The 23,047-nt window shown below is 50.5% G+C and carries 20 protein-coding genes and 1 tRNA gene; 11 read left to right on the forward strand and 10 right to left on the reverse strand.

Annotation, left to right across the window (positions count from 1 at the left end; translation table 11 throughout):
• Positions 1 to 46 precede the first annotated feature (46 nt).
• The gene (locus tag H5P27_RS03325) at positions 47 to 667 is read left to right on the forward strand and encodes a YqaA family protein (protein WP_185658947.1); all 621 of its coding nucleotides are present in this window, start codon (positions 47 to 49) and stop codon (positions 665 to 667) included.
• Between the two features lie 185 nt (positions 668 to 852).
• Here the strand turns inward: H5P27_RS03325 and htpG are convergent, their stop codons facing one another.
• Positions 853 to 2,700 (reverse strand): molecular chaperone HtpG, encoded by a 1,848-nt coding sequence (htpG, locus tag H5P27_RS03330; protein ID WP_185658948.1) that lies wholly within the window; start codon positions 2,698 to 2,700, stop codon positions 853 to 855.
• Between the two features lie 151 nt (positions 2,701 to 2,851).
• Between htpG and H5P27_RS03335 the strand changes: the two genes are divergently transcribed.
• Together H5P27_RS03335 and H5P27_RS03340 are read left to right on the forward strand one after the other, a co-directional pair.
• A complete protein-coding gene (locus tag H5P27_RS03335; protein WP_185658949.1) occupies positions 2,852 to 3,121 on the forward strand; it encodes a flagellar basal-body rod protein FlgG in 270 nt (89 codons plus the stop codon).
• A 19-nt stretch (positions 3,122 to 3,140) separates the two neighbouring features.
• Positions 3,141 to 3,755: a YceI family protein gene (locus H5P27_RS03340; protein ID WP_185658950.1), complete on the forward strand. Its 615-nt coding sequence runs from the start codon at positions 3,141 to 3,143 to the stop codon at positions 3,753 to 3,755.
• A gap of 103 nt (positions 3,756 to 3,858) precedes the next feature.
• Here H5P27_RS03340 and H5P27_RS03345 read toward each other — a convergent pair whose 3' ends face one another.
• The 3 genes from H5P27_RS03345 to H5P27_RS03350 all read right to left on the reverse strand — a co-directional run bounded on the left by H5P27_RS03345 (position 3,859) and on the right by H5P27_RS03350 (position 6,986).
• A complete protein-coding gene (locus H5P27_RS03345; protein WP_185658951.1) occupies positions 3,859 to 4,854 on the reverse strand; it encodes a chemotaxis protein CheV in 996 nt (331 codons plus the stop codon).
• A gap of 240 nt (positions 4,855 to 5,094) precedes the next feature.
• Positions 5,095 to 5,217: a hypothetical protein gene (locus H5P27_RS19905; RefSeq protein ID WP_281384124.1), complete on the reverse strand. Its 123-nt coding sequence runs from the start codon at positions 5,215 to 5,217 to the stop codon at positions 5,095 to 5,097.
• Positions 5,218 to 5,237: 20 nt separating this feature from the next.
• Positions 5,238 to 6,986, reverse strand: a complete 1,749-nt coding sequence (locus tag H5P27_RS03350; protein ID WP_185658952.1) for an SLC5/6 family protein — start codon at positions 6,984 to 6,986, stop codon at positions 5,238 to 5,240.
• 107 nt (positions 6,987 to 7,093) lie between these two features.
• Between H5P27_RS03350 and H5P27_RS03355 the strand changes: the two genes are divergently transcribed.
• The 3 genes from H5P27_RS03355 to asd all read left to right on the forward strand — a co-directional run bounded on the left by H5P27_RS03355 (position 7,094) and on the right by asd (position 10,571).
• Positions 7,094 to 8,206, forward strand: coding sequence for an LptF/LptG family permease (locus H5P27_RS03355; protein WP_185658953.1), 1,113 nt, complete (start codon positions 7,094 to 7,096; stop codon positions 8,204 to 8,206).
• Between the two features lie 83 nt (positions 8,207 to 8,289).
• Complete coding sequence (gene asnS, locus H5P27_RS03360; protein ID WP_185658954.1) at positions 8,290 to 9,675, forward strand: asparagine--tRNA ligase; 1,386 nt, start codon at positions 8,290 to 8,292, stop codon at positions 9,673 to 9,675.
• Between the two features lie 2 nt (positions 9,676 to 9,677).
• Positions 9,678 to 10,571 carry an archaetidylserine decarboxylase gene (asd, locus tag H5P27_RS03365; protein WP_185658955.1) on the forward strand — a complete coding sequence of 298 codons (894 nt, stop codon included), beginning with the start codon at positions 9,678 to 9,680 and terminating at the stop codon, positions 10,569 to 10,571.
• Between the two features lie 59 nt (positions 10,572 to 10,630).
• Here asd and H5P27_RS03370 read toward each other — a convergent pair.
• Positions 10,631 to 10,715: transfer RNA gene (locus H5P27_RS03370), tRNA-Leu, on the reverse strand.
• Positions 10,716 to 10,958: 243 nt separating this feature from the next.
• Between H5P27_RS03370 and H5P27_RS03375 the strand changes: the two genes are divergently transcribed.
• Both H5P27_RS03375 and H5P27_RS03380 read left to right on the forward strand, forming a co-directional pair.
• A complete protein-coding gene (locus H5P27_RS03375) occupies positions 10,959 to 12,278 on the forward strand; it encodes a TolC family protein (RefSeq protein ID WP_185658956.1) in 1,320 nt (439 codons plus the stop codon).
• Between the two features lie 26 nt (positions 12,279 to 12,304).
• Positions 12,305 to 13,420, forward strand: a complete 1,116-nt coding sequence (locus tag H5P27_RS03380) for an efflux RND transporter periplasmic adaptor subunit (RefSeq protein WP_185658957.1) — start codon at positions 12,305 to 12,307, stop codon at positions 13,418 to 13,420.
• Here the strand turns inward: H5P27_RS03380 and H5P27_RS03385 are convergent.
• From H5P27_RS03385 to H5P27_RS03395, 3 genes are all read right to left on the reverse strand, one after another.
• A complete protein-coding gene (locus H5P27_RS03385; protein WP_185658958.1) occupies positions 13,417 to 14,304 on the reverse strand; it encodes a nucleotidyltransferase family protein in 888 nt (295 codons plus the stop codon). The genes H5P27_RS03380 and H5P27_RS03385 overlap by 4 nt on opposite strands.
• 126 nt (positions 14,305 to 14,430) lie before the next feature.
• Positions 14,431 to 15,639 (reverse strand): TonB family protein, encoded by a 1,209-nt coding sequence (locus H5P27_RS03390; protein WP_185658959.1) that lies wholly within the window; start codon positions 15,637 to 15,639, stop codon positions 14,431 to 14,433.
• A 129-nt stretch (positions 15,640 to 15,768) separates the two neighbouring features.
• Positions 15,769 to 17,562, reverse strand: coding sequence for a DUF255 domain-containing protein (locus tag H5P27_RS03395; RefSeq protein ID WP_221774590.1), 1,794 nt, complete (start codon positions 17,560 to 17,562; stop codon positions 15,769 to 15,771).
• 143 nt (positions 17,563 to 17,705) lie between these two features.
• On the opposite strand from H5P27_RS03395, the gene queF reads away from it, so the two are divergent.
• The 3 genes from queF to H5P27_RS03410 all read left to right on the forward strand — a co-directional run bounded on the left by queF (position 17,706) and on the right by H5P27_RS03410 (position 19,444).
• Positions 17,706 to 18,080: a preQ(1) synthase gene (gene queF, locus H5P27_RS03400; RefSeq protein WP_185658961.1), complete on the forward strand. Its 375-nt coding sequence runs from the start codon at positions 17,706 to 17,708 to the stop codon at positions 18,078 to 18,080.
• A gap of 11 nt (positions 18,081 to 18,091) precedes the next feature.
• Complete coding sequence (locus tag H5P27_RS03405; RefSeq protein WP_185658962.1) at positions 18,092 to 18,877, forward strand: hypothetical protein; 786 nt, start codon at positions 18,092 to 18,094, stop codon at positions 18,875 to 18,877.
• Positions 18,878 to 19,180: 303 nt separating this feature from the next.
• A complete protein-coding gene (locus H5P27_RS03410) occupies positions 19,181 to 19,444 on the forward strand; it encodes a response regulator transcription factor (protein ID WP_339382547.1) in 264 nt (87 codons plus the stop codon).
• 133 nt (positions 19,445 to 19,577) lie between these two features.
• Here H5P27_RS03410 and H5P27_RS03415 read toward each other — a convergent pair whose 3' ends face one another.
• Together H5P27_RS03415 and H5P27_RS03420 are read right to left on the reverse strand one after the other, a co-directional pair.
• The gene (locus H5P27_RS03415) at positions 19,578 to 21,893 is read right to left on the reverse strand and encodes a carboxy terminal-processing peptidase (RefSeq protein ID WP_185658963.1); all 2,316 of its coding nucleotides are present in this window, start codon (positions 21,891 to 21,893) and stop codon (positions 19,578 to 19,580) included.
• A gap of 149 nt (positions 21,894 to 22,042) precedes the next feature.
• The gene (locus H5P27_RS03420; protein ID WP_185658964.1) at positions 22,043 to 22,930 is read right to left on the reverse strand and encodes a rhomboid family intramembrane serine protease; all 888 of its coding nucleotides are present in this window, start codon (positions 22,928 to 22,930) and stop codon (positions 22,043 to 22,045) included.
• Between the last annotated feature and the right edge of the window lie 117 nt (positions 22,931 to 23,047).

Genomic DNA, 23,047 nt, shown 5'->3' on the forward strand with positions numbered 1-23,047 from the left:
TGCAGCGGCTGGCGGCATCGATCCTGCAATGTAGGTCTGGATCGAGATGCCAGAGTTATGCAATAGTCTAAGCCCATCGGGGGCAGATGAGGAGGAAAGCGAAAAAAGGGGCTTGGCAGCCAAAGTCTCCAAGTTGGTCGACTCGAAACATATGTTTTGGGGAATTGGTTTGGCTTCATTTTTAGAGTCAACTCTCGTGCCTATCCCGCTGGAGACGATTCTCATACCCCTGATGCAGTCTCGTAGGGAGAAGCTCCTCTGGATCGCCCTTGCTGTTCTAATAGGCTGTTTGTTAGGGGCGATATTTGGATACGCGATCGGGTACTACCTGTACGAATCCATTGGGACGCAAGTGGTTAACTTGTTTTCATCGGCGGAAGAGTTCGAGTCTCTTAGGGATCGAATGAACAACGGTGGCTTCGGTTTTGTATTCAGCGTAGGAGTGACGCCTGTGCCGTTTCAAATCGCAATGCTTGCTGCGGGTGCAACGAAGTTCTCTTTGCTTACCTTCCTTGCCGCTTCGGCCTTGTCCAGAGGCATCCGCTATTTCGGTTTGGCCATTCTCGTTTACTTTTTCGGAAATCAAGCGGAGGAGATTTACGAGAAAAACAAGGTGGCGGTTGGAGTAGCTCTGCTCGCTCTTGTAATTATTTTTTGGATCTTTTAGCGGCTCGATAGGTGGCGATCACGTGCAGACTGCCCATTTTCAATTGCAGTTTGCAGGTGGACACGCTGGCCCGGCGACGACCCAAGCTGATCCGCTTCACGACTCGTGAAGCATGAGGACAAAAAAAGCCCGGCCGCTATCTCCGGGCCGGGCTTTATGTGTGATATAATTCTATTCGCTAAGCGTTACTTGGTAGCGGCTTGTTCGAGGATTTGATACATGCGAGTGATCATTTCCTTCGGGTCTTCGAGAAGGCCGGCGGCGACCAGAGCGTTGTCGAAGGTTTGTTGGGCGATGAGCTTAGCGAGGTCTTCGTTGGACGCACGCTGCGTATTCAAGTTCTTGATCAGGTCGTGTCGTGGATTGATCTCGAAAAGAACCTCTAGCGGCATCGGGCTGTTCTGTCCCATCTGCTTCATCATGCGTCGCATCTGGCTAGACATGGCGTCAGGCGATAGCGCAACGACGGGGCTGCCCACCAAACGGCTCGAAACTTTGACCTCTTTCACGCGTTCGCCGATGGTCTCTTTGAGCCACTCGCAGAGAGACTTGGCATCGTCGTCTGACAGGGCTTCACCTTCCGGATTCGGGGCATCGTCAAGATTGATGTCGCCTTGGTCCGCGGAGACGAGTTGCTTTTCCTCGAACTGGCCGAGGTTTGACATGACGTACTCGTCGATCGGCTCGTAGAGGAAAAGAACTTCCAAACCGCGAGCTTTGAGCCCTTCGAGGTAAGGGCCGGATTCGATAGATTCGCGGTTTTGACCGAGAATGTAGTAGATCTCCTTTTGCTCGTCCTTCATGCGGGAAACGTAGTCGGCGAGGCTAGTGGTCTTGCCCTTTTCGGTTACGGAGGACTCGAAGTAGAGGAGTTTGGCGAGGTCGTCGCGATAGGTGAAATCGGTGGCCACGCCTTCCTTGAGGAATACTCCGAAGTTTTGGAAGAACTCCGCGTACTGTTCGGGGCGCTTCTTCGCTTCTTCCTTCAGGAACTTGAGGTAGCGCTTAGTGATGACGCGGCTCAATTTCTGGGTGAGGCCGTTGTCCTGCATGGTCTCACGCGAGATGTTCAAAGGAAGATCCGCGGAGTCGATGACACCCTTCAGGAAGCGGAGCCATTCTGGAAGGAGTTCCGTGGGCTTTGCGTCGATGAGGACCTTGCGACAGTGCAGCGCCACACCTGGATCGATGCGTCCGTAGCCGAAACGCTCGTTGTTCGTTTTTGGCGTGAAGAGGAGGGCCTTGATGTCCAGAGGCGCATCTGCAGAGAAATGGAGGCGGTAGTGAGGCTCGTCGAAGGCGTTGGCCTGGAATTTATAGAATTCCGTGTATTCTTCGTCGGTGATCTCGGACTTGGAACGGAGCCAGAGAGCTTCCACTGTGTTCACTTTCTCGTCGTTCAGCTTGATTGGGAACTGAACGAAAGAAGAGTAGCGTTTGATGATTTCCTTAACGGAATCGGCCTTGGCGTACTGCTTGTAGTCGTCGCCAAGTTCGATGACGATACGGGCTCCACGTTGCGTGTCGTCTGACTCTTCGATTTCGTAAGATCCCACACCGTCCGAGGTCCAGATGTGTCCAGACTCGTCCTTTTTCCAGGAGTGAGTGTAGACTTTGACGCTCTTGGCTACCATGAAGGCGGAGTAGAAACCCACTCCGAATTGACCGATGAGATCGGCGTTGTTGTCGCCGCCCGCCTTGAGGGCTTCGAGGAATTGCTTGGAGCCGGAGTGGGCGATGGTGCCGAGGTTTTCGACGAGTTCGTCGCGGGTAAGTCCGATACCATAGTCTTGGATCGTAATGGTATTGGCTTCCTCGTCGGTCTTGATGTTGATCTCAAGTTCGAGGTCATCCTGGTGCACATCCTTTTCGGTGATCTTGAGGTGCCGCAGTTTTTCAAGCGCGTCGGATGCGTTTGAAATGAGTTCCCGAACGAAGATCTCCTTTTCGGTGTAGAGGCTGTGGATTACGATATCCAACAGTTGTTTGATCTCAGCTTTGAATTCGTGCTTTTCGGTGTTTTGTGCGCTCATGATTCTTTTATTATCAGTGCTTAAGAAATTTGGGGCTAAATGCGTTAAGGAGTGAGTCCAAGGCTTCAAGCAGTAATTTTTGCAGAGCAGGGCGCATGCGGTTTATTACGAGCCACGTTCCTTCAGTGACTCGGCTTCTAGCCAACTCAGTATGAACGCTCAGATACTCAAGATCACTGCGATTGCCGCTTTTGTTGCGGCGTTTGGCGCCTGGATTTATGGCGGCGCTCAGGCCGGCTTCTACAAGACATTCTACCAGATAAAGAAGGTAGACGAAATTACGGGACTGAGCTATTCGGAAGAAGTCCCCGCACTATTGCCCGGTGTGGAGACTTTGGCGCTAGGGTTTGGCGTATTTGTGCTCCTGCTCGCTGTGAGCGAGTGGATGGAGCTGAAGGCAAAGGGAGCTCGACAACTTTAAACCAACACCAAGAAAACCTATGAAAAAAACAACGCTAGCATTGCTAACCGTCGCCGCGATGGGATTTGGATCCCTGACCCAAGCCAAAGAATTTGACCTCGAAGATCCTAAGGGCGTCAACAACATCGTATTTCTGCTCGATGCTCCGCTCGAGTCTATCAACGGCACTGCGACCGGTATCACCGGCAGTGTGTCATTCGACTTGGCAGAGCCTGAAAGCACCTCGGGTAAGCTCGTGGTCGCGGTTGATTCTCTCTCGGTTGCCAACCCTAAGATGGTCGAGCACATGATGGGCGCCAAATGGCTCGCTGCCGAAGAATACCCAGAGATCAGCTACGAACTCACCGGCTTGAGCGATGTGGAGAAGGATGGGACCATGGTGAAGGGAACTGCTCACGGCGTCATGACCATCAAAGGCGTTAGCAAGGAGATGGAAGCGCCAATCACTTTTTCCTACCTCGAGGGTAAGCTAGCCGATCGCCAGCGTACGCCAGGGGATATCTTGGTCGTACGTTCTTCCTTCGACGTAAAGCGTAGCGACTTCGGCATCAACGAAGGCGAAATGGAGGATAAGGTCTCCGACGTAGTAGAGTTGCGTTTGAGCTTGGCCGGTTTCGCGCCAGACGAAACCTAAGACATTAAATTTTATCGCTGAGACCTGTTAGCGTTAAACAAAAACGCCCGCTTTCCATGCTGAGGAGAGCGGGCGATTTCGTTTTAGAGTGATTTTGTGAACGTCAGTTCAAGAGATCCGCGATATCCTCTTCTCCGTTTACGATTAAACGATCGATGATATCGACGATCAGGTTTACCTTTGGCTTCGTGCCCCATCCGTTCGCCCCAACTGCCTTACATTTCGCGATCATCTGGTCGTTGATCAAGGAGGAGAAAACGATAAGCGGAGTGTCGACTTTGAGGTCTTGCTTCACGTTTTTGCAGAAGGTCAAGCCGTCCATGACAGGCATTTCGATGTCGGTCAGGATCAGGTCGTAATATTCGTTGAAAGGTTTTCCGGTCGCTTTGGAGTCCTCGTGAGCTGCGCGAACCTTGTCCAGCGCTTCCTTGCCGTTGGTAGCCAATTCGATGTTGGTGAACCCAACTTCGTTAAGCTGGTTGAAGACCATTTTGCGAATCATGGCGGAGTCTTCCGCGAAGAGGATCTTGATATGGTCGCGAGGCTTAAACTCTTGCTCGATCTTGTTGATCTTCTGGCTGTCGACGACCATCCCCAACTTAGGATTGATAAGGGTTAGGATGTACTCGAGGTCGAGGATGAGAACCAAACGGTCTTCTAAGCGGATAATGCCGTTAACGTATGGGTTCTCTTGAGCAAAGCTGCTGCTGATTGGTTCGAACCGTTCCCAAGAAACGCGATGGATACGCTCTGCTCCATCGATTGCGAATGCGACGGTCTGATCGTTGAACTGGGTCACGAGCATGAGGGCTCGGCTAGAATCTGGTTCCTCCTCATAGATTCCAAGGATAGACCGGAGGTCGATGGTCATGGTGGGTTTGCCACGGAAAGTGATGCTGCCGAGTACGCCATTGGGGGGACAGTCGGCACGGGTGATCTTGAGCTGGTCGCGTTGGATGATCTGGTTTACCTTGGCAACGTTTACTCCGTAGTGCTGCCCGGCTATATTGAACTCGAAGACTTCGACTTCGTTTGTACCGACTTCGAGTAGAATGTCCGTTTTGGTGGAAACTTGGTTTGTTGTGGTTTTCAGAGACATTTTGGGTCTTACGTTTTCGGTTTGGGGCACTCGGTTCTCCAGTGTGGGGAAATCTGCTCCTTTCAAAGTATCGGAGGAAAAGAGAACCGCCTTGAGAATGAGACCTCCATTTTTTAGTAAAAAAGGCTTAAGTGACACTTGAGTACGACTCCTCATGCCTAGGTTGGGCCTGCAGAAATAGAAAAACCCCGCTCCTTAATAGAGCGGGGCTGAAATAAGTCGGTGGGTAAGAAATCCGTTCTACTTGTTGTCCGGTGTTTCCATCTCGAAACCGTGCACCTTCTCGTCTTCGCCATCGGTCGTGAGCACCTTCCAGATACACCAGACGAAAGTTCCGGTCACAGTGAGGGTTGATATTAGCATTATGATCCAGCCTCCGAATGTCATTTTACCTGCTCCTTTTCTATTTTGCCCTTAAATGTTCCGCCTGCAGTTAGCAAGGTGAGGAAGGCTCCCGTCAGAACGATCATGGCGACGCTCAACCAAGCGCTCCTGTTTGGTTCGATGAAGAGGTCTACTATATAGGAACTGTATTGCTTTTCATCACTACCGAATTGGAAGCCCAAGACGCTCGTGTAAAACCAAGACACGAAAACTACGATTAGGAATATTGGGCTCAGATATTTCATTACGAACTTGAAGAGCTTCGGTATCTTGATGGACGCGCCTTGGTGGGCCATGTCGAAGCCTTTGTCGATGCCGATAACCCAGCCAAAAATGATGATCTGAATGAGGGCGAGTAACACCATCAACAAGTTCGTCACCCAGAAATCAATCGTATCGAGAGCTTTGACGCCCTCGCTGAAGTAAACAACGAATGCAGCTCCGAAGGCGGTAATCACGCCCAGAATGGCCACCGATTGTTTACGATTTATATTCATCGCTTCTTCGAGGAAGGCGATGCCGGGTTGAAGCATCGAAAGCGAACTCGTCACCGCTGCGAGAAATAGTAGGAAGAAGAAAGCGAAGCCGAAGAAGTGGCCTCCCGGCATTTCGGAAAAGACCATTGGTAGGACGTTAAAACCGAGCCCGAAAGTACCCATGCCGGCGACCCCAGATATTCCGAGGAAGGCGTAGCCGGCGGGCAGGGTAGTAAGGCCCCCGATCCCGACTTCACAAAATTCGTTCGTGCTGGTAGCCGCGAGTCCGGAAAGCACTACATCATCCTTTTTGCTCAAATAGGACGAATAGGTGATGATGACCCCGAACCCGACTGACAGGGTGAAAAAGATCTGTCCGGCGGCCGCGAGCCAGAGCTGCGGGTTGAGCAGCTGGGTCAGCATGCCGATCGAACGCAACTCGAGATCGGGATCAGCTGCGGCTCTGGCTTCCGCCTCCGCGATCATGCGGGGACCCACCACTTCGCCATCGGCGAGGGGAGCCCAACTCTCAGCTCCTGTTCCTTCGTCGACGCTACGCTCGTACAGGATGGTTTTAGAAGGATTCCACATGAATCCGAGGCCATTGCTGATGCTCCGTTCCGGATGGTCAGGATTTGGAGCTCCGAGGGTAAGCACCCGAACAAGAATGACTATTGCCAGAATGATCAACGCCGGCATCGCGTACTTGCAGAAAAACTCGATGCCTTTCGAAAGACCGCGATAGATCAGGTAAAAGTTCAGAAGAAAGACCACGAAGAGAAATCCGCCGACCTCTGTTAAACCGAAACCGAGGGCGGATCCGTCTTCACCGATCCCAATAAAACCTCCCCAAAAGTCGCTCGCATCCTTCACTGTATGGAAGTCCATAGTACCTCGAGCGAAGTTGACTGCGTATCCAAGACACCATGCCTCGATGTACACATAGTACATATAGATCATGATGGGGATGGTAACCCCGATGACGCCCAGATAGCGGTAGCGACGCTGGCCCGTTATAAACCCGAGGATGCCAGGGCTGGAGTTTAGTCCTGCTTGTCCTCCGCGTCGTCCGATCGCCCACTCCGCCCAACAGATGGGAAGGCCGATAATTAACAAAGCAACGAAATAGGCGATCATGAATGCTCCACCTCCGTAGAGGGCAGCTTGACCGGGAAAGCGGAGGAAGTTTCCAATACCGACGGCACTACCAGCGACCGCTAAGATTATTCCGATTCGGGAGTTCCAAGACTCTTTAGGGACTTTCGACGTCATTAACACGCGAGTTGTAAAGTCACGCTTGTGAAACGCCAGTCAAAAGCTGTTGTCAAAAGCCGCTCGACTTCGACCGCGCCGCTCGCAGTGTCACAGGTCTATTCCCAATGTTCAGCGTCGCCGACAGATATGTTTTCATCGAATGGGCCAAGGCCTTCGTACTCGTTTTGGGTTCGATGTTCGGGCTTTTGATACTGTTTGAGATTCAGGACAGTTTCACCGAGCTCGTGGGTTACGGAGCCTCGACGGGGCAGATTTTCTACTACTATGCGATCCTTGTCCCCAGCTTCCTGACTGTAACGTTGCCGGCTTCGGTGCTTGTATCCATTTTGTACTCTCTGGGGCAGTTGCATCGCTCCAACGAGTTCGTCGCGCTGCGGGCAGCGGGGCTGAGCGTATTCAGGGTTACCCGCACTATTTGGCTCGCTAGTCTGATGATTAGCGCAGGCCTTTGGTATCTCAATTCCAGCCTGATCCCTTGGTCGGTTGAGCAGTCGGATACATTGATAAAAAATATCCGACTCAGCAGTGAGGCTAAAACGAAAAACACGGAAGAAGTGGGAATCATTGAAGCTTTGGCCTTCGATAACCGGACAGAGAGCCGGATGTGGTTCATCAACCGCTACAGCGAATACAAGAACGAGGCTTACGGTATAACGGTCTACATCATGGACGACCAACGCCGCGAAGTCCGCAGGGTGATGGCGCGATACGGCTGGTATAATGAAGAAGAGCAGTATTGGTCCCTTTTCGACGGTCGCGAGCGTATCTACGATCCAGATACGGGTAGGGAACAGTGGCCGCCATTCGAGAGGTTGGAGGCAAAGAATCTGACCGATGACCCGACCTTGATGCTTCTCTTTGGCAAGCGCCCGAAGGACCTTTCATTTCTGCAGCTCAAACGTATCACCGACAACTTCACGCAAGAGGATAATCCCAGCGTCTTAGCTTATGAAGCGAGACTGCATGCTCTAATGGCGAGTGCCGCGAGTTGCCTCATTGTCGCGGGAATTGCGATTCCTTTTGCGGTTTCAGGCGTGCGCACTAACCCCGCGGTGGGCGTTACCAAATCGATTGGTCTCTTTTTCGCGTTCTACATCTTGACCAGCATCCTCAACGCTCTCGGACGAGAAGGTGCATTGTCTCCGGAGGTCGCCGCTTGGACCCCAATGGTATTGATGATCGTCCTCGCTTACGTTCTGCTCAGACGCGTGCGGTAGATCGTTACCAACCGATTTGCAAAGAGATAGCTGCTGCTGCTCAGTCTTGCATCTGGGGTGAGTTTCGATTCTTTTGAATCTTTATGAAGCGACTTCTGATTGCGGATCTAATGAGAAGTCAGGGCGAGCTAGACTCGGTTCTGATACAAGGTTGGGTGAGGACCCGACGTGATTCAAAAACCTTCTTCTTCCTCGAAGTGAATGACGGTTCTTGCCTGAAATCCATGCAAGTCGTGGTTACGGAAAAGGCGGAAGGTTACGGCACTTCGAAGTCGATTACGACCGGAGCTTCCGTATCTGTCAAAGGACGGCTCGTTCCTTCCCAAGGCAAAGGGCAGATGTGGGAAATCCAAGCCGACTCTGTCGAATTGGTAGGCGAGGCGGACGAGAGTTTTCCGCTGCAAAAGAAACGCCACTCCAACGAATATTTACGGGAGATCGCTCATTTACGCCCTCGCACCAATTTGTTCGGCGCGATCTTTCGGATTCGCAGCAAGTTGGCTTACGCCATCCACAGCTTCTTTCAGGAGAAACAATTTTTCTACGTCCACACGCCAATCGTTACGGCGAGCGACTGCGAAGGAGCAGGGGAATTGTTTCGTGTCTCAACTTTGGACCCTAAAAATCCGCCCTTGGATGAGGAAGGCAACATCGACTACAAGGAGGATTTCTTTGGACGATCTACCTATTTGACCGTAAGCGGTCAGCTCGAAGGCGAAACATACGCTACCGCCTTGGGAAATATTTATACTTTTGGTCCCACCTTCCGTGCTGAAAATTCGCACACGTCTCGGCATGCTAGCGAGTTCTGGATGGTAGAGCCTGAGATGGCGTTCTGCGACTTGGCAGCCGATATGGATTTGGCGGAAGAATTCGTGAAATCAGTTATCAGCCAAGTGATGGAAAGTTGCTCCGACGATTTGGCTTTGTTTTTCAACTTCGTAGACAAGGAGCTCAAGGAACGCCTGGAGTTTGTGATTTCGCGTCCTTTCAAGCGCGTAAGCTACACCGAGGCAGTTGATATCCTGCTAGCGAGCGGCAAAGATTTCGACAACAAGGTGGAGTGGGGTGTCAATCTCCAGTCTGAGCACGAGCGCTATCTAACAGAGGAGCATTTCAAGTGCCCAGTCACGGTCTACGACTACCCTAAGGAGCTCAAGCCCTTCTACATGCGGGCCAACGACGATGGTAAGACGGTTGCCGCCATGGACGTATTGGTACCAGGTATCGGAGAAATAGTAGGCGGCAGCCAGAGAGAAGAACGCCTCGAGCTACTCAAGGCGAACATGGCCGCTCATGGAATTTCCGAGAAAGACTATTGGTGGTATGTCGACTTGCGTCGCTACGGAACAGTGCCGCACGCAGGCTTTGGCCTTGGGTTTGAGCGTTTGCTCATGTTCATCACCGGCGTCGCAAATATTCGGGACGTCATCCCATACCCTCGAGTGCCAGGACACGCGGAATTCTAGGCATGTCCGAGATTCGATTCTACAATCGCTACACTGGCGAAGAGGAGGTTGAGGTGGTTTACGGAGAGAAGTTTCTTCGTTGGACCTACGAAACCACCATGGGCAAGATAGGGCTTTGGCTTTTGGCCAAGCGTGCTATCTTTTCGCATTGGTATGGCTGGCGTATGAGCAAGCCAGATTCAGCCGCGAAAATAAGGCCTTTTATCGAGAAATATGGCTTAGACGAAGGGGAGTTTTTAGAAGGGATTGAGGCGTATTCGAGTTTCAACGACTTCTTTTACCGAAAGCTCCAAAACTCAGCCAGACCCTTGGTTGAAGGAGAAGGGACCATAGCCTTGCCGGCGGACGCCCGCCACCTGGGGGTTCCCAACCTCGGGGCAGTCGAAGGTCTTTTTGCAAAAGGGCAGTTTTTCGATATCCAAGCCTTGCTGGGTAGCGTGTCTTTGGCTGACAACTACCGACGAGGAACGGCTGTTATTTCCAGGCTGTGTCCAGTCGACTATCACCGTTTCCATTCTCCGGTGAGCGGAAGAATCGTGGAGCAGCGCTTGATCAATGGCCCGCTCTACAGCGTTAGTCCGATCGCTCTTCGCAAGTCGATGGGTTACCTATGGGAAAACAAACGAGTTTTGACGGTGATTGAAACTTCGAATTTAGGGCATGTTTGTTTCCTTGCGATCGGTGCGACCTGTGTGGGGTCGATCTTCATGACTGCCGGAGAAGGGCAAGAGATCAGGATGGGGGATGAACTCGGCTATTTCGCTTTCGGCGGATCCTGTGTCATAACGCTATTTGAGAGGGATCGCGTGCGTTTGACGGATGATTTGCTCGAATTCGGTCCCAAGCAGCGCGAGGTTTACGCCAGAGTGGGAGACATCTTGGGTTACGCGTTGTGACCTTGGTCTGTGAAATCGCATTGGCCAGCGATTAATGCTCGTCACTTCGATAATCGAAGTGGTGCCCAGGGGGGGAGTCGAACCCCCACACCTCTCGGTACTAGAGCCTAAATCTAGCGCGTCTGCCAATTCCGCCACCTGGGCAAGCTTCGGAAAGTCGGAGAAGAAGAAGCACAACTTGCGGGAAATCAACCCTATATTTAAGAGATTTTCTGAGGCCATACTTCGAAAGCACTGTTTCCATATTTATTGTTGATACGATTTTACCCTTAACTCAGAACCGAGGCTCCTAGTCGGTGTCCACCTCGGTTCTGGTCCTTCTAGGACATGCTGTTATTCATCCCACCGTTGCTACATTTGAAGAATTCCAAGTTTACAGAATACCTTATGCGGTCGTTTCTGCTGTTCGTGGCGAGCTTGGCCAGCTCCTTAAGCTTTGGCCAAAACGAATTAGACGAAAAGCTCCCAGAAGCCTTGATCCCGGAATTGAAGACCGTGATCGATTCGGCTTTGCAAAATTCTGACACGGTTCTCGACAGGCAACTTGCTGAGAGGGAGGCCTACGGTAAGCGCATGTCAGCCCGCTCCGCTGTCTTGCCCTCGCTAGGTACGAATGTGGCGGTACGGCAGGAAAAAGACGACGATACTGATGGTGAAGCCGGGTTTGAAGATCGGGTCATTTACAATGTTACCTTGAGTCAACCTCTCTACCATTGGGGATCTAAACGATCGCAGAAACAAATAGGAGAGTTGGGCTACGGTATCGAAAAGCTCAATACTGCCATTGCTTTGGAATCCTTGGCCAGTCGAATAAGGTCGGCCTATCTGAATCTGGTCATAGTAAAACAGAACTTGGAGGCTAGCGAGAAAATGCGAGAAGAGCAGCAGGCGAAATACGACTTTATGCTTTCTCAAGTCGAGTCTGGAAGAGCCGGAGAGTCATCATTACAATCTCAGGAGTTGTCCTTGGCTAGAAGCGAACTTAGCGAACTGACTCGGCTCAACGATTGGGAAAGCAAACTCGATGATCTAGCTCAATTGAGCGGTTTAGATGTGGTTACACTGGCGGGATTGATTGTTTCGGAGATTCCACAATTTGAAGTGATCTCTGAAGAAACAGTGGCGGCCCTTGAAACGTATTTTGACTCGAGTTTGCAGAATGACGAAGGCCTGCAAAAACTTGAGTTGGATTTGGAGATAGAGCAGAAACGTCTCAGAATGGAGGAAGTAAGCCTGCGTCCGAAAATTGACGCTCGAGTGGGAATGAGCTCAAACGCCCTAGACGTGGACGGAACTCGGAGGGAGCAGGCTTACTCTTATTTTGGTTTGAGCGTTAGTTGGAGTATTTTTGACGGCTTTAGCAAGAAGGGGTCTGTCATCGAAAGTCTAAATCGTCTCAACCGGAAAGAGCATTCCAAAAAGCTGTACGAAGAAAAACTTTTGCGTTCCTGGAAGCTCTTGATCTCCAAGCTGGATATTCAACGACGTGCCCTCGCCATAGAGGAACGAGCTCTCTTGGTGGCCACTGGACGAGTCGAGTGGTTCGAGGGCGAATATGAGGCGGGGAGAGTGCCAAAATCTGATTTGGATAAGGCTTCTCGAGAATTTCAGAACGCTTCCACCAAAGCCCAGAGCTCTCGAAGCTCTTACCTCCTCGCTCTTTCCGAACTCATGACTGAACTCGGTATTGATCCGCTTTCCCAGTAGAATAGCGGTTCCCCAGACAAATTTCCATGAAGCTAAGTTTCTTTGTTAAATTCTTCCTCGTTGTCGCCCTTTTAGCGGCGGGAGGATTTTATTTCATAAACTCCATGCAGCCGGTAGCCGCAGTCGCTGAAGCGAAACGCAGCATCGCGGTGCGTTCGGTCCCTGGTACTTTGCAGGTAGTGGCCGAGAAGGAAATGGCTATCAGGAGTGATCTGCAGGGCCGCGTTAAAGAGTCGATGCTAGAACTCGGAGCGGACGTGAAGGAGGGGGATGTCCTTGTGCAGCTCGATCTAGGTGATCTCGAGCTGATGATCGAAAAGGTGAAGACAGAGATCGAGGCAGCAACTTTAAGCTTGGAGCAAGGCTCCACTCGCCAGTTCGATTTAGTTACTTTGAGAGAACGGTTAGAGGATGCGCGCAGACGTTTGGATGCGGGCATGATCAGCCAAAGTGATCTGGATGCCAGACAACGTGACGTGACCGAATTGGAGCAAGCGATCGAAGCAGAGCTGAATGTGAAGCAGGTTCGTCTGCGTCAGACCGAGAATGAGCTGAAGATTTTAGAGCGAAATCGCGAGAAGATGACGATTCGCGCTCCTATGGACGGTGTTATTACGGACGTTTTAGTCTACCGGGGAGATTTGATCGGAAGCGGTAAAGAGATCGCCTACATGATGTCGGCGGATCGGATTGTAGAGGTGAAGGTCAGCGAGGAAAATTTCGCGGGTGTGGAAGTTGGCCAGATCGCACGTGTAAAATTCCTAGGCTACGGAGATGCTACTTTCGATGCGGAGGTTAGTAAAACGCTTCCAGTTGCGGACCCTTTGACGCAACGCTACACAGTTCATCTTGTAGTGGACATACCCATGGAAAAACTATTCCCGGGCCTCACTGGAGAAGCTACCATTACTTTGGACGAGCGTGAAAATGCTCTCATCATTCCGGGGACCGCCATCATCGGTGACCGAGTTTTCGCCGTTGAAGATGGGCTTGTGAAGATGAAGAAGATCGAAAAGGGCTACGGCAGCATGACAAACGTTGAGATTGTCAGTGGTCTGGAGGAAGGGGATTTGGTGATTGTAGAAGATCTCGACCTCTACAAAGAAGGGGATCAGGTCAGAATCTCGAAAGCCGCCAATTAAGTTCTTTGATAAAGTTCTTTGATGGCTGCGCGTACCGATGGCAGATCGTCTCGGTAAGTCACTCCTAGCCATTTCGAATCGCAGGGAAGGGCGATCGCCCGAGCTTGTCCGGATTTGATCATTTCATCAACCGCTGAGGGAAGGTAGAATTCCGATTTCGCTTCGGAACCTTTATCTTTCAGGAAATCAGCGAAAAGGGTCCCCAGCTTTTGGGCCCAGCCATTGGGGAATCCCCAACAATTCAGCGATACGATGGTTTTGGGGCTCAGCTCAACCTCATTACCGGCGGAGTCTTTGGCACGTATTTTGGAGCTTTGGTAGCGTATTTCGCTGTGTTCCTCTATTGATACGAGTTGTCCGCTTGATTCAATTTGGCAAACGCCGCGGGAAACGGATCCATGATCGGAAAGTGTGTTTGCTAGGCGATATCCCACCAATGCGTAGGTCTCAGTTTCCTTCTGATGGGATGTGTCCGTCAAAAACTTTGCGAGAGCTTGGAACGCTTCGGCTCCGTAGAAGTCGTCTGCATTAATGACAGCAAATGGAGCTTCGAGGTGTTTTCTGGCTGCGTAAACGGCGTGACCGGTACCCCATGGTTTCTCACGCAACTCCATATTAGGAACGTCGATAGGGAGGTCCAATTTTTCCTGGAATGCGAATGCCAAGTCGACCTGGTCTTTGTATTTCGCCTCGGTCAAACTCTTGAACTCGGCTTCCATTTCACGGCGAATGACAAAGACGACTTTTCCAAACCCCGCTTTGCTGGCGTCCGAAACAGAGTAGTCTAGGATCCACTCTCCCTTGGGGCCAACCGGCTCCATTTGTTTCAGTCCACCGAAGCGGCTTCCCATTCCTGCGGCGAGTACAAGCAAAGTTGGCTTCATGCAGGGGGTTTGAAAAGTGGGCTTTGCTCTGGCAACAGTAAAGGTGGTTACAACCACTCGTTAGAAGCAAAAAAAACGTGCCCTCGTTAGGAAGGCACGTCTTTGGTCTTAAAGTTTATTTGGGCTCTAGCTGCGCTCGTTGAATACGAAGGGAACAACCACAGATGAAGGTACCTTTTCCCCAGCTCTCGTTGCTGGTTTGAAGGACCAGCTTTTGGCGGCTTCAACGGTCGGAGCAACGAGTTCGTCGTGGGAGCTTTTTGTGCAGGATGCGCTTTGTACATTTCCGTGAGCATCGATTTCGAGACGGACTTTTACGAAGCCTTGAACTTGGGCGAGAGCCGCCGGAAGCTCTGGTTGAACCGATCGCTTGATCGAAGGCATGCTATCAACTGGAACTTCGTCGGTGATGAGGCCGCCGTTGAAGCTAAAAGGTTGAATAACTGTGGCCGCCACTGCTTCTCCATTCTTGATCGCCGGCTTGAATTTCCACTCTAGGGCGGCTTCTTGAGCTGCGGCCGAGAGGGCGGGGTTGCTTGATTCAAGTATGTCTGCCGCTGCGACGAAACCATGTTGATCGACGGTGAGCTTCAGCTTTGCTTCGCCGCGTTGGTCGCTCACGGAGCTCGGAAGTTCGGGGATGGTCTTGCGGATTGCTTTTGGAGCCTTGTCCACGTTTTGGTTGTGAGAAGCGAGCTCGACTGCTGCTGCGGCCTCTATTCCTTTGAAATGGAACGGAATGATTACGCTGGAGGCGATCGACTTACCTGATTCGATGGCGGGCTTGAACGTCCATTTCTTTAAGGCGTCGCTTGCAGTACTTTCCAGTTCCTCGTGGGTAGAGCTCTTAACTGCTACGTCAATGACGCGTCCCTCTTCGTTCAACTCAGCTTGGAGGACGACTTGTCCAGTGATGCTGCGGAGTTCATTGGATAGAGTGGGTGCGACTCGCTTCTTCGCGGAGGGAAGGCTGTCCTCGGCTAGCTTCTTTTCCTTGTATACAATAGCTCCGTGATTGAAGGAGAAAGGTTGAACGGCCTTCGAGGAGACTGCTATTCCGTCTTCCTCTGCAGGATTGAATGTCCACTGGCGAATCGCAGCCAAAGTGGCATCGTTAAGTTCGGCATTGGAAGACTCCTCGATTGCGGCATCCGTTACGAAACCGTATTGGTTGATGTCAACCAACACGCGAACGAGCCCAGAGGCATCTTCGATTTTCGGCGCGACTGTCTTCTTAGGAGTCGGAACCGATGCTGCATTCGCTGCGAACGGGAAGGCGATCGCGGCGAAAAGGCCGATTAGCTTAAGAGTAGAGGTGGAATGTGCTTTTTTCATGTGAGTTAATTGCTCACAAGCTTACGGCCAGACATTCCTCAGCCTTTAAAAACAAAGTTCTCCAAGGGAGTCGTGAGTTCCCTTCTCTATGATTGGGGTAATTCTGAGGTCGATGATCGGGAATCCTGTCTAGTCTCCATTTTGGAGTGTCAGGATGAGGGATTGATATAGTTCAGGGCGAGTTTCCAAATCTGCAGGAAGGTTCGTAAGGACATTTTCGACTATTTCCGAGGAAATGCACTCGGATCCATTTTCGCTGAATGTTTGTGCATTCTCTAGGAAAGTGGATACGACCGAAGGGTAGCTTCTGTCGCGAACGGATCTGAAATCCAAATTTTCTACCCCCGACTCTAATCTCGTTGGATCTGAGGGGTTGAAACGCGAGTCGTTATTCCATGCGTTTTGCAAGGATTCTGCTTTATTCAAATATGTGATGTCGTTTGTTTGTGTAAAGAGCTCTAGCTCGGCCGCTATCATCAGTGCATAGTCCAAGCTGGATGCGGTTTTGGTTTTCGAATCGCTTTGGTAAAGCGTGTGCGATTCTAGCTCGAAATTTTCTTTCAGCAGGGCTGTTTCAATTGATTGGGCTAAGTCCATGTACTGATCGAGGCCAGTGGCTACGGCGGATTGAGCGAGAGCTTTGATTAGAAGGGCGTTGTCCTTCGTGTATCCAATGGGCTCGGACAGGAGGGGACTTTTCGAAGATCTGATTGAGGCCAATTCCGCTCGAAGCGAGTCGTAAGCAGCGGTGAGAATATCGTAGCTTTCGATAAAGGGGATGTTGCTCTCGACATAGAATCCTAGGAAGTCGATTTCTGGATCTAGGTTGCCGTTTTGGCTCAAATTCCAAGTTTTAATGGACTTTCCGGAAAGCTTCTCTAGCTCTGATTTCACCACCACATAGTGTAGTCCTTCTGCTCCATCTGGATCATCATTCTCAGAAAATCCGTCCAGAAAATGGACCTTTAGTCCGTTGGGTTTCGCCAGTGCTGATTCTATGAATCCGACTGTTAATCTAATCAGGTCGATGTATCCTTGCTTGGGGTCGTCCGAGATCCGTTTTGCAAGAGCAGAGAGCATAAGAGCTTGGTCTCGGGTGGCCTTTTGGAAGAAGGGCAGTCTCCATGATTCATCGTTCGCACCGCGGAAAAAACCACCCTCCAAACTGTCGAATCCGGCAGAGATGACGATTTTTTCCAAACCACTTTCGAACTCTTTTAAACTTTTTTGAGCCTGCGGTACCGGTAGAATTTTGGACGATTTGGCTAGATTCAGAAAATACAATGGTCTCAGTTGAGGCGAAGTTTGCTCCTCTGGAAGTGTGGAGGTGCTAAGAATTTGCAGTTTTGCAGTCCGATCTTTTGACGCGTAGGATTCCGTTTTGGTTGATTCGGCGAGTTTCTCTCTGGCCATTGATCGATAGTCGTCCGGTGCGGAATTCCACTGTTCACTTACGTTTCTTGCGACAGTGAGAAACCCTTGTCCTCCCCAATCATCAGTTGGCGGGAAGTACCCCCCACCGTTCAACGGCGCTAATTCTTCATCGGTCCAGAGGCAATGAGGCAACTCGGCAGCCTCGAAATGATCCACCGCTAATTTCCCGATGAAAGCCGCAAGCTCTGGTGATTCGTTGGCGTCAACCAAGACTGGGACAAAGGCCTCGTTTAGTAGATGAGCGATCGTGTTGTTTTTGAATGTTTCGTTTAGCATCGCCCGGCCCAGACTCTCTCCGGATTGGGAAACGAAAAAGAAGATTGGTTTGCCTTCGCTTTTCGCATGCTCGGCGATCCCAGGGGTCCATTCTCTCCATTCGACATTGTCGTCTTGGTGAGCTTCTTGGAGGCTAGAGGCCGAGAAACCAAGATTTGCCAAAAATAGAAAAAAGAAAATGGGGGTACACTTCGTCAGCAATTTTGAGTGCATAATCGTTAGAACAAATAAGCTGCAACCGAGTCGCAAGCCCTTCTGGGGCGAGATTCTTCTATTGTGGGGCAGGCAGAGAGTTAAACGCAAAGCTTGATGTCACTGTTGGTCGCTTCGATAGTTTCGCCAACGCCAATTCACCTATGGATTCCAAATATCTAGGAAAAACAGTCCGCCAACCCATTGACGATCTCGACACATTCGAAGCTCCAGATGGAGTATCGATCGTAAAAATGACATCTGACGAGCTCACGAGCTCTTGCCCTATCACTGGGCAGCCAGACTACTACACTGTTTCGATCGAATACGTGCCCAACCAGTTGTGCATCGAGAGTAAGAGTCTAAAACTCTACCTTTGGGGGTTTCAGAAGAAGGCTATGTTCTCTGAGAAGATAGCCGCTGTAATTTGCGACCGAGTAGTTCAAGATATCTCGCCAAAGCGTTGTGTAGTAACAACCGTTCAAAAGGCGAGGGGAGGAATCACCATCGAGTCTGTTGCCGAGTATCCTAGAGCCTAGGTCCGACCATAATGTCCTTGCTTGATAAGCTAGAGAGAAAACTTGGTTTTCTCGCCTTCAATAACCTGACATTGTACCTGATCATTGGGCAGGTGGCCATGTTTGGCCTGTCTTCGCTAAGTCCCAACCGGATTGGCGTACTCTCCTCCCTTGTTTTCACCTGGGATCGCTTTCTCTCTGGAGAGTTTTGGCGAATCGCGACTTTCATGCTCATACCTGGGCAAAGCCATTGGATATGGCTGGTTTTTGCTTGGATGGTTTTCTACATGATGGGCACCTTCTTGGAGTCGCACTGGGGAGCTTTTCGCTACAACCTGTTCGTATTGACCGCTGCTGTGGGAGCGTTGCTTGCAGGTCTGGTTGCCCCGTATTATCCGGTTTCTAACTTTTACATCGGACTTTCGATCACCTTTGGCTTCGCCTATCTCAATCCAAACTACGAGTTGCGGATTTATTTCATATTGCCGGTGAAAGTTAAGTGGATCGCGGTATTTATCGCAGCAGTTACGCTTGCTCGCTTTTTCCAGGTAGGCCTTTTCGAGAAGGCTTTGATCGCTGGTTCGTTGATCAACTTCCCAATCTTCTTCGGTCGCGATATCATCTCGAGTCTCCGTTCAAAGAAGAAGTTACGTTCGCTCAAAGTCGAAAAGGAGAAGTTTGCGGCGGAACCTTTTCACACCTGTACTCTCTGTGGAGCCACTGACATTTCGCATCCAGAACGCGAGTTCCGATACAATAGGGAAGGCGAGGCTGTCTGTTCGGACTGCGTAAAGCCAGTTACAGACGAGGATACTTAACTCAGGGTTGATTGGTATGCAGGTTTCCTGTAGGGAAAAAATCAAGAAAACCCTATGGGTTTTCAGTGTAAATTTTCCGCTATTGACTAAGGGGTGACTGTAAGTTAGTAGTAAGATCCTAGCTAATCCATATTAATCCAGAGCTTGAAGCGTGCCTACAGAGGGAAATCTCTTCCTGCTTTGGGCTTCACTACTGCCTTCATTCAGAGGTTCATCCGAGCAAGTAGGGTTGTCTTAACCTGCAAGCCGTTGACATGCATTTGTTTGAGAGTCAGATGAGGCCTCAAATCGGAATCCAACCTAGTGAAACCAAACCAAACAACCGAGAACGGATCGAAATCCGCACCTGGCAAAGAACAGCTCGAACGGCTGACCAAGCGTGAGAAGCAGGTGCTTTTCTGGATCGTTGAGGGAAAAACCAACGGCGATATCGGCAGAATTCTTGAAATCAGCCCACGCACGGTCGAGAAGCATTGCGAAAGCATTTTCCGGAAGTTGGGCATCGAGAATCGCTATGCTGCGATCGTTTTTGCTCTTACCAGCAATTGGGAGCTTAAGCCGGAATAGCCTTCGTTTTGAAGTCTTCACCCGCGGAGTTCGAAGTCCGTAGGTTCATTCGTTTAACGCAAAAGCCGCCCGTCTTTTTGAGACGGGCGGCTTTGTTTCTATTTAAATTATTAGTTCGTTAGATGTGTTTAATCTAGTTCATCAAGCGTTCGAACCTAGACTTTGAGGCGATCGGAAGAGCTGGCTGACTCCAGTCTGTGGGGTTAGGGGAGATTTCAATCGCTTCAGTCATAATGCGGAGGGTTTCTCTCAGCTGGATGTCGAAATCTGGGAGATCTTCTTCCTCCTCCTCTTCTTCTGATGCGGAGTTTTCGGATTCGTCTGACGCTAGCTCAGTAGAGGTTTCCTCCTCGGTTTCTTCTGCGGTTGGTGCCGTTTCTTCCTCCGCTGCCAAAGTGTTTTCGAATTCGGCTTCCTCTTTCTCTCGTTGCGCTTCCTCACGGATGACGCTGTCGAGTTTCACTTCCGTGAACTCGTAGTTCTTTTCCGCTAGCGAGCGCTGTTCGTCCTTTATGGAATCGAGAAAGGCTTCGTCCTCCTCCATCATGACTTTGCGTTGCTCGAGGTTGAGGGAAATCTTTTTCTTTTCTTCCCTCTCGGAGTACCAATCCAAACGCTTCTGCAGAAATTCAAATTCCTCCAAGGAGCTCATTCTCTCTTCGCTGCTGGAGGTGAGTTGCTCAAGAAGATTGCTCTTGAGGGTCATCTCCACGAAGCGAGTAACCGGCTTGATGTAGTCCCAAGAGAGAGCATTTGGCAGATCGGCCTCTCCCACGGCAGTGATCTCCTCGATCGAGTGGAGTTGGATATCTGGTACGACCCCTTTGCGTTGCGTAGAAAATCCGTTGGGCAGATAGAACTTGCGGATTGTTAGTTTGGCTGCTCCAGCCCTGTCGTTAGCGATATCTTTTCTTAAGACGTATTGGTCGAGGGAGAATACCTGTTGCACGGTGCCCTTCCCGTGCGTGGAAGAATTGCCGATCGTGATGGAGCGTCCGTAATTCTGTAACGCTCCGGCTAGAATCTCGGAAGCGGAAGCGCTGTAGCGAGATGTCAGAACTGCGAGGGGGCCGCTGTAGGCGACTTTGGGGTCGCGATCCATATGGGATTGGACGTAACCGCTCTTTTCTCGCACTTGAACTACTGGACCTCTGCGTATGAAAAGGCCTGTCATTCTGATAGCTTCATCAAGCAAACCACCACCATTGCGACGGAGGTCCAGCACGATGCCCTCTACGCCTTCCGTTTTCATCTTGTTGACCAGTTCTTCCACGTCGGCTGTTACACTTGTCATGTAGCGTTGGCCATTTTCGAAGTACTCGTCGCCCCCATAGAAGGTTGGAATGTCGATAACGCCAATTGAGCTCATCTTTCCCTCTTGGTCTGGAACCTCGAAGATCTTGCCGGTGGCGCGGCTGGAATTGATGTGAACTTCGTCTCTTACGATCACGACATCTTCTCGTACGGAGTCGTCGGTGGCGTCAGCGGGGATTATGGTAAGGGTTACTTTTGAGCCTTTTTCACCGCGAATTTGATCTACAATCTTCCTAAGGCCCATGCCTATGATATCAACTGGCTCTTCACCTTCTTGGGCTACTGCGACGATGCGATCGTTGGGCTTGATTTTCTTGCTACGGATAGCTGGAGCCCCGGGAACGAGTTCGCGTATAACGCAATATCCATCCTCTTCGCTCAGCATAGCTCCGATCCCTATGAGCTTCAGGCGCATGCTGATATTGAAATCCTCCAGAGTGTCCGATGATAGAAAGCTAGAGTGGGGATCGAACATCTTGGTTAGGCTGGTGAGAAAGATTTCTTCAACATCCTTAGCGGTATTCTCGTGCATACTTCTAAGCACCCGCTCGTAGCGTTTGGTAATGCGCTCTTTGGCCTCTTCTTGCGTCTTGTCGTTGAGAATCTCCTGCAGGAGCTCGTATTTGACGCGTAGTCTCCACAGCTCGTCGGCCTCCTCTTTGGATTTTGGCCAAGGGCTTTCCTCTCGATCGTAGATGTAGTATTCGTCCGTGTCGAAGGTCCAATCTCGCTCCAGCTGATTCAAAACCCAGTCGACTCGATCGATAACATGATCGCGGTATATGGAGTAGATGTCGAAGGCTGCTTCCAGCTGACCTTGGTAGCGAAGTTTGAAGCCCAGAGAATTGCCGTATTCTTCGATGAATTGCTTCTGTTCCTCCTCTAGGAAATAAAGCTTGTTGTAGTCCAAATTCTCCATGAATTCGGTTATCAGCTCCGCGAAGGTTTCATTTGAGATTTCGGCGCTTTCGAAATGCATGGTTTCCAGCATTTCGACTACGAGGCGTGCCTCGTTTTCCATCAGAGAGGTGCTTTTCAACTCTGGAAGCGGCTCCTCTAATGATGTTACTGCGAATGAAAGGGAGGCGGATATGAGGCCGAGCAATGCTGCGGCTGCTGTTAGGCACTTGGTCATACGGTCTTTGTGTATATCGTTAAGTTAGCGAAGTGGGGTTCTCCGCTCTCGCAAAGGTTGAAAGCTTAACTGGGGTGCTTGGAAATATTGTGAGTTAGCTACTACGTTTGAAGGTTCCCTTTGCCGGCAGTATTTGCCTGCTGCCGTGTTCAACGCTTACGTAGCAGATCCCGTGCTTCGTCTAAAATTTCTTTCTCGTTTTGAGAAAGTGAGCCGAAGCCCTTGCTGTTGATTTTATCTAAGATCCGATCCACCTCGCCTTTGAGATCTTTGGTCTGCTTGGAAACATTGACCCGATAAGTGTAGCCGGCTGAGCTCTTGGCGGTTTCCTTTCTTTTGAAAAGTCGTCCAAAAGACAGCGAAATACCTCCGGTGTTGTCGTAGGGGCTTTTAAGGTAAACGTACTTGAAGAATAGGTAGCCAACCAGCATTCCGCCCAGATGCGCCGAGTGGGCGACAACCCCGCCTCCAGTTGCAAAAAGCTCTTGGAAGAGTAGGCCGAGTATCGAGATGCCCAGCATTGCATACGCTAGGTACCGTGGCTTTATGCGGATCGGCAGAACGAAAAAGAGCAGCAACTGGATTTCGCGATCAGGATAGAGGCATGCGAAAAAGGTGAGCAGGGCAAATACCGCTCCCGAAGCTCCGATGACGGAATTCGCTCCCGAGATGAAGCTTGCGGCGAACCACATGACTCCCCCGATGAGTACCGCTCCGAAGTAGAGCTGCAGAAAACGTTTTTGACCCAGGACGGGCAAAACCGCACGCCCTAGGAAAAATACACCAAGCATGTTCCCGATGATGTGCAGCCAATTATTAGTGCCGTGCAGAAAGGCGTAGGTGATAGGAGTCCAAATCAGGCCTTGCTCGATGGAATCGGTATGAAAGGCGAAGTAGTGATTTATGAGACCGGGCCCGCCAGTGCGGTCGAAAATATTTTGGAGTACGAAAACAACTATGTTTGCTCCGATGAGCCAGGTAAGCGTTTGCTTGGCTTTTTCTCCGGAGTCGTGAGTCATGTAGGATCTTTCGTACATCTATTCGTTCAGTCCGTCTAAGTTCGCGTTTTTTCGAGTTATTACAAGAGAAGACGATTCGATTAAATCGCGTTATTTGGACTGCTCCTTAGAGAAATTTTCGATTCTGCCCGCTTA

It is taken from the genome of Pelagicoccus albus (assembly GCF_014230145.1).
In the GTDB taxonomy this organism is placed as follows: domain Bacteria; phylum Verrucomicrobiota; class Verrucomicrobiia; order Opitutales; family Opitutaceae; genus Pelagicoccus; species Pelagicoccus albus.

Coding starts and splice junctions, on each gene's coding strand:
- H5P27_RS03325 (WP_185658947.1), top strand. CDS start 47: ATGCCAGAGTTATGCAATAGTCTAAGCCCATCGGGGGCAGATGAGGAG.
- htpG (WP_185658948.1), bottom strand. CDS start 2,700: ATGAGCGCACAAAACACCGAAAAGCACGAATTCAAAGCTGAGATCAAA.
- H5P27_RS03335 (WP_185658949.1), top strand. CDS start 2,852: ATGAACGCTCAGATACTCAAGATCACTGCGATTGCCGCTTTTGTTGCG.
- H5P27_RS03340 (WP_185658950.1), top strand. CDS start 3,141: ATGAAAAAAACAACGCTAGCATTGCTAACCGTCGCCGCGATGGGATTT.
- H5P27_RS03345 (WP_185658951.1), bottom strand. CDS start 4,854: ATGTCTCTGAAAACCACAACAAACCAAGTTTCCACCAAAACGGACATT.
- H5P27_RS19905 (WP_281384124.1), bottom strand. CDS start 5,217: ATGCTAATATCAACCCTCACTGTGACCGGAACTTTCGTCTGGTGTATC.
- H5P27_RS03350 (WP_185658952.1), bottom strand. CDS start 6,986: ATGACGTCGAAAGTCCCTAAAGAGTCTTGGAACTCCCGAATCGGAATA.
- H5P27_RS03355 (WP_185658953.1), top strand. CDS start 7,094: ATGTTCAGCGTCGCCGACAGATATGTTTTCATCGAATGGGCCAAGGCC.
- asnS (WP_185658954.1), top strand. CDS start 8,290: ATGAAGCGACTTCTGATTGCGGATCTAATGAGAAGTCAGGGCGAGCTA.
- asd (WP_185658955.1), top strand. CDS start 9,678: ATGTCCGAGATTCGATTCTACAATCGCTACACTGGCGAAGAGGAGGTT.
- H5P27_RS03375 (WP_185658956.1), top strand. CDS start 10,959: ATGCGGTCGTTTCTGCTGTTCGTGGCGAGCTTGGCCAGCTCCTTAAGC.
- H5P27_RS03380 (WP_185658957.1), top strand. CDS start 12,305: ATGAAGCTAAGTTTCTTTGTTAAATTCTTCCTCGTTGTCGCCCTTTTA.
- H5P27_RS03385 (WP_185658958.1), bottom strand. CDS start 14,304: ATGAAGCCAACTTTGCTTGTACTCGCCGCAGGAATGGGAAGCCGCTTC.
- H5P27_RS03390 (WP_185658959.1), bottom strand. CDS start 15,639: ATGAAAAAAGCACATTCCACCTCTACTCTTAAGCTAATCGGCCTTTTC.
- H5P27_RS03395 (WP_221774590.1), bottom strand. CDS start 17,562: ATGCACTCAAAATTGCTGACGAAGTGTACCCCCATTTTCTTTTTTCTA.
- queF (WP_185658961.1), top strand. CDS start 17,706: ATGGATTCCAAATATCTAGGAAAAACAGTCCGCCAACCCATTGACGAT.
- H5P27_RS03405 (WP_185658962.1), top strand. CDS start 18,092: ATGTCCTTGCTTGATAAGCTAGAGAGAAAACTTGGTTTTCTCGCCTTC.
- H5P27_RS03415 (WP_185658963.1), bottom strand. CDS start 21,893: ATGACCAAGTGCCTAACAGCAGCCGCAGCATTGCTCGGCCTCATATCC.
- H5P27_RS03420 (WP_185658964.1), bottom strand. CDS start 22,930: ATGTACGAAAGATCCTACATGACTCACGACTCCGGAGAAAAAGCCAAG.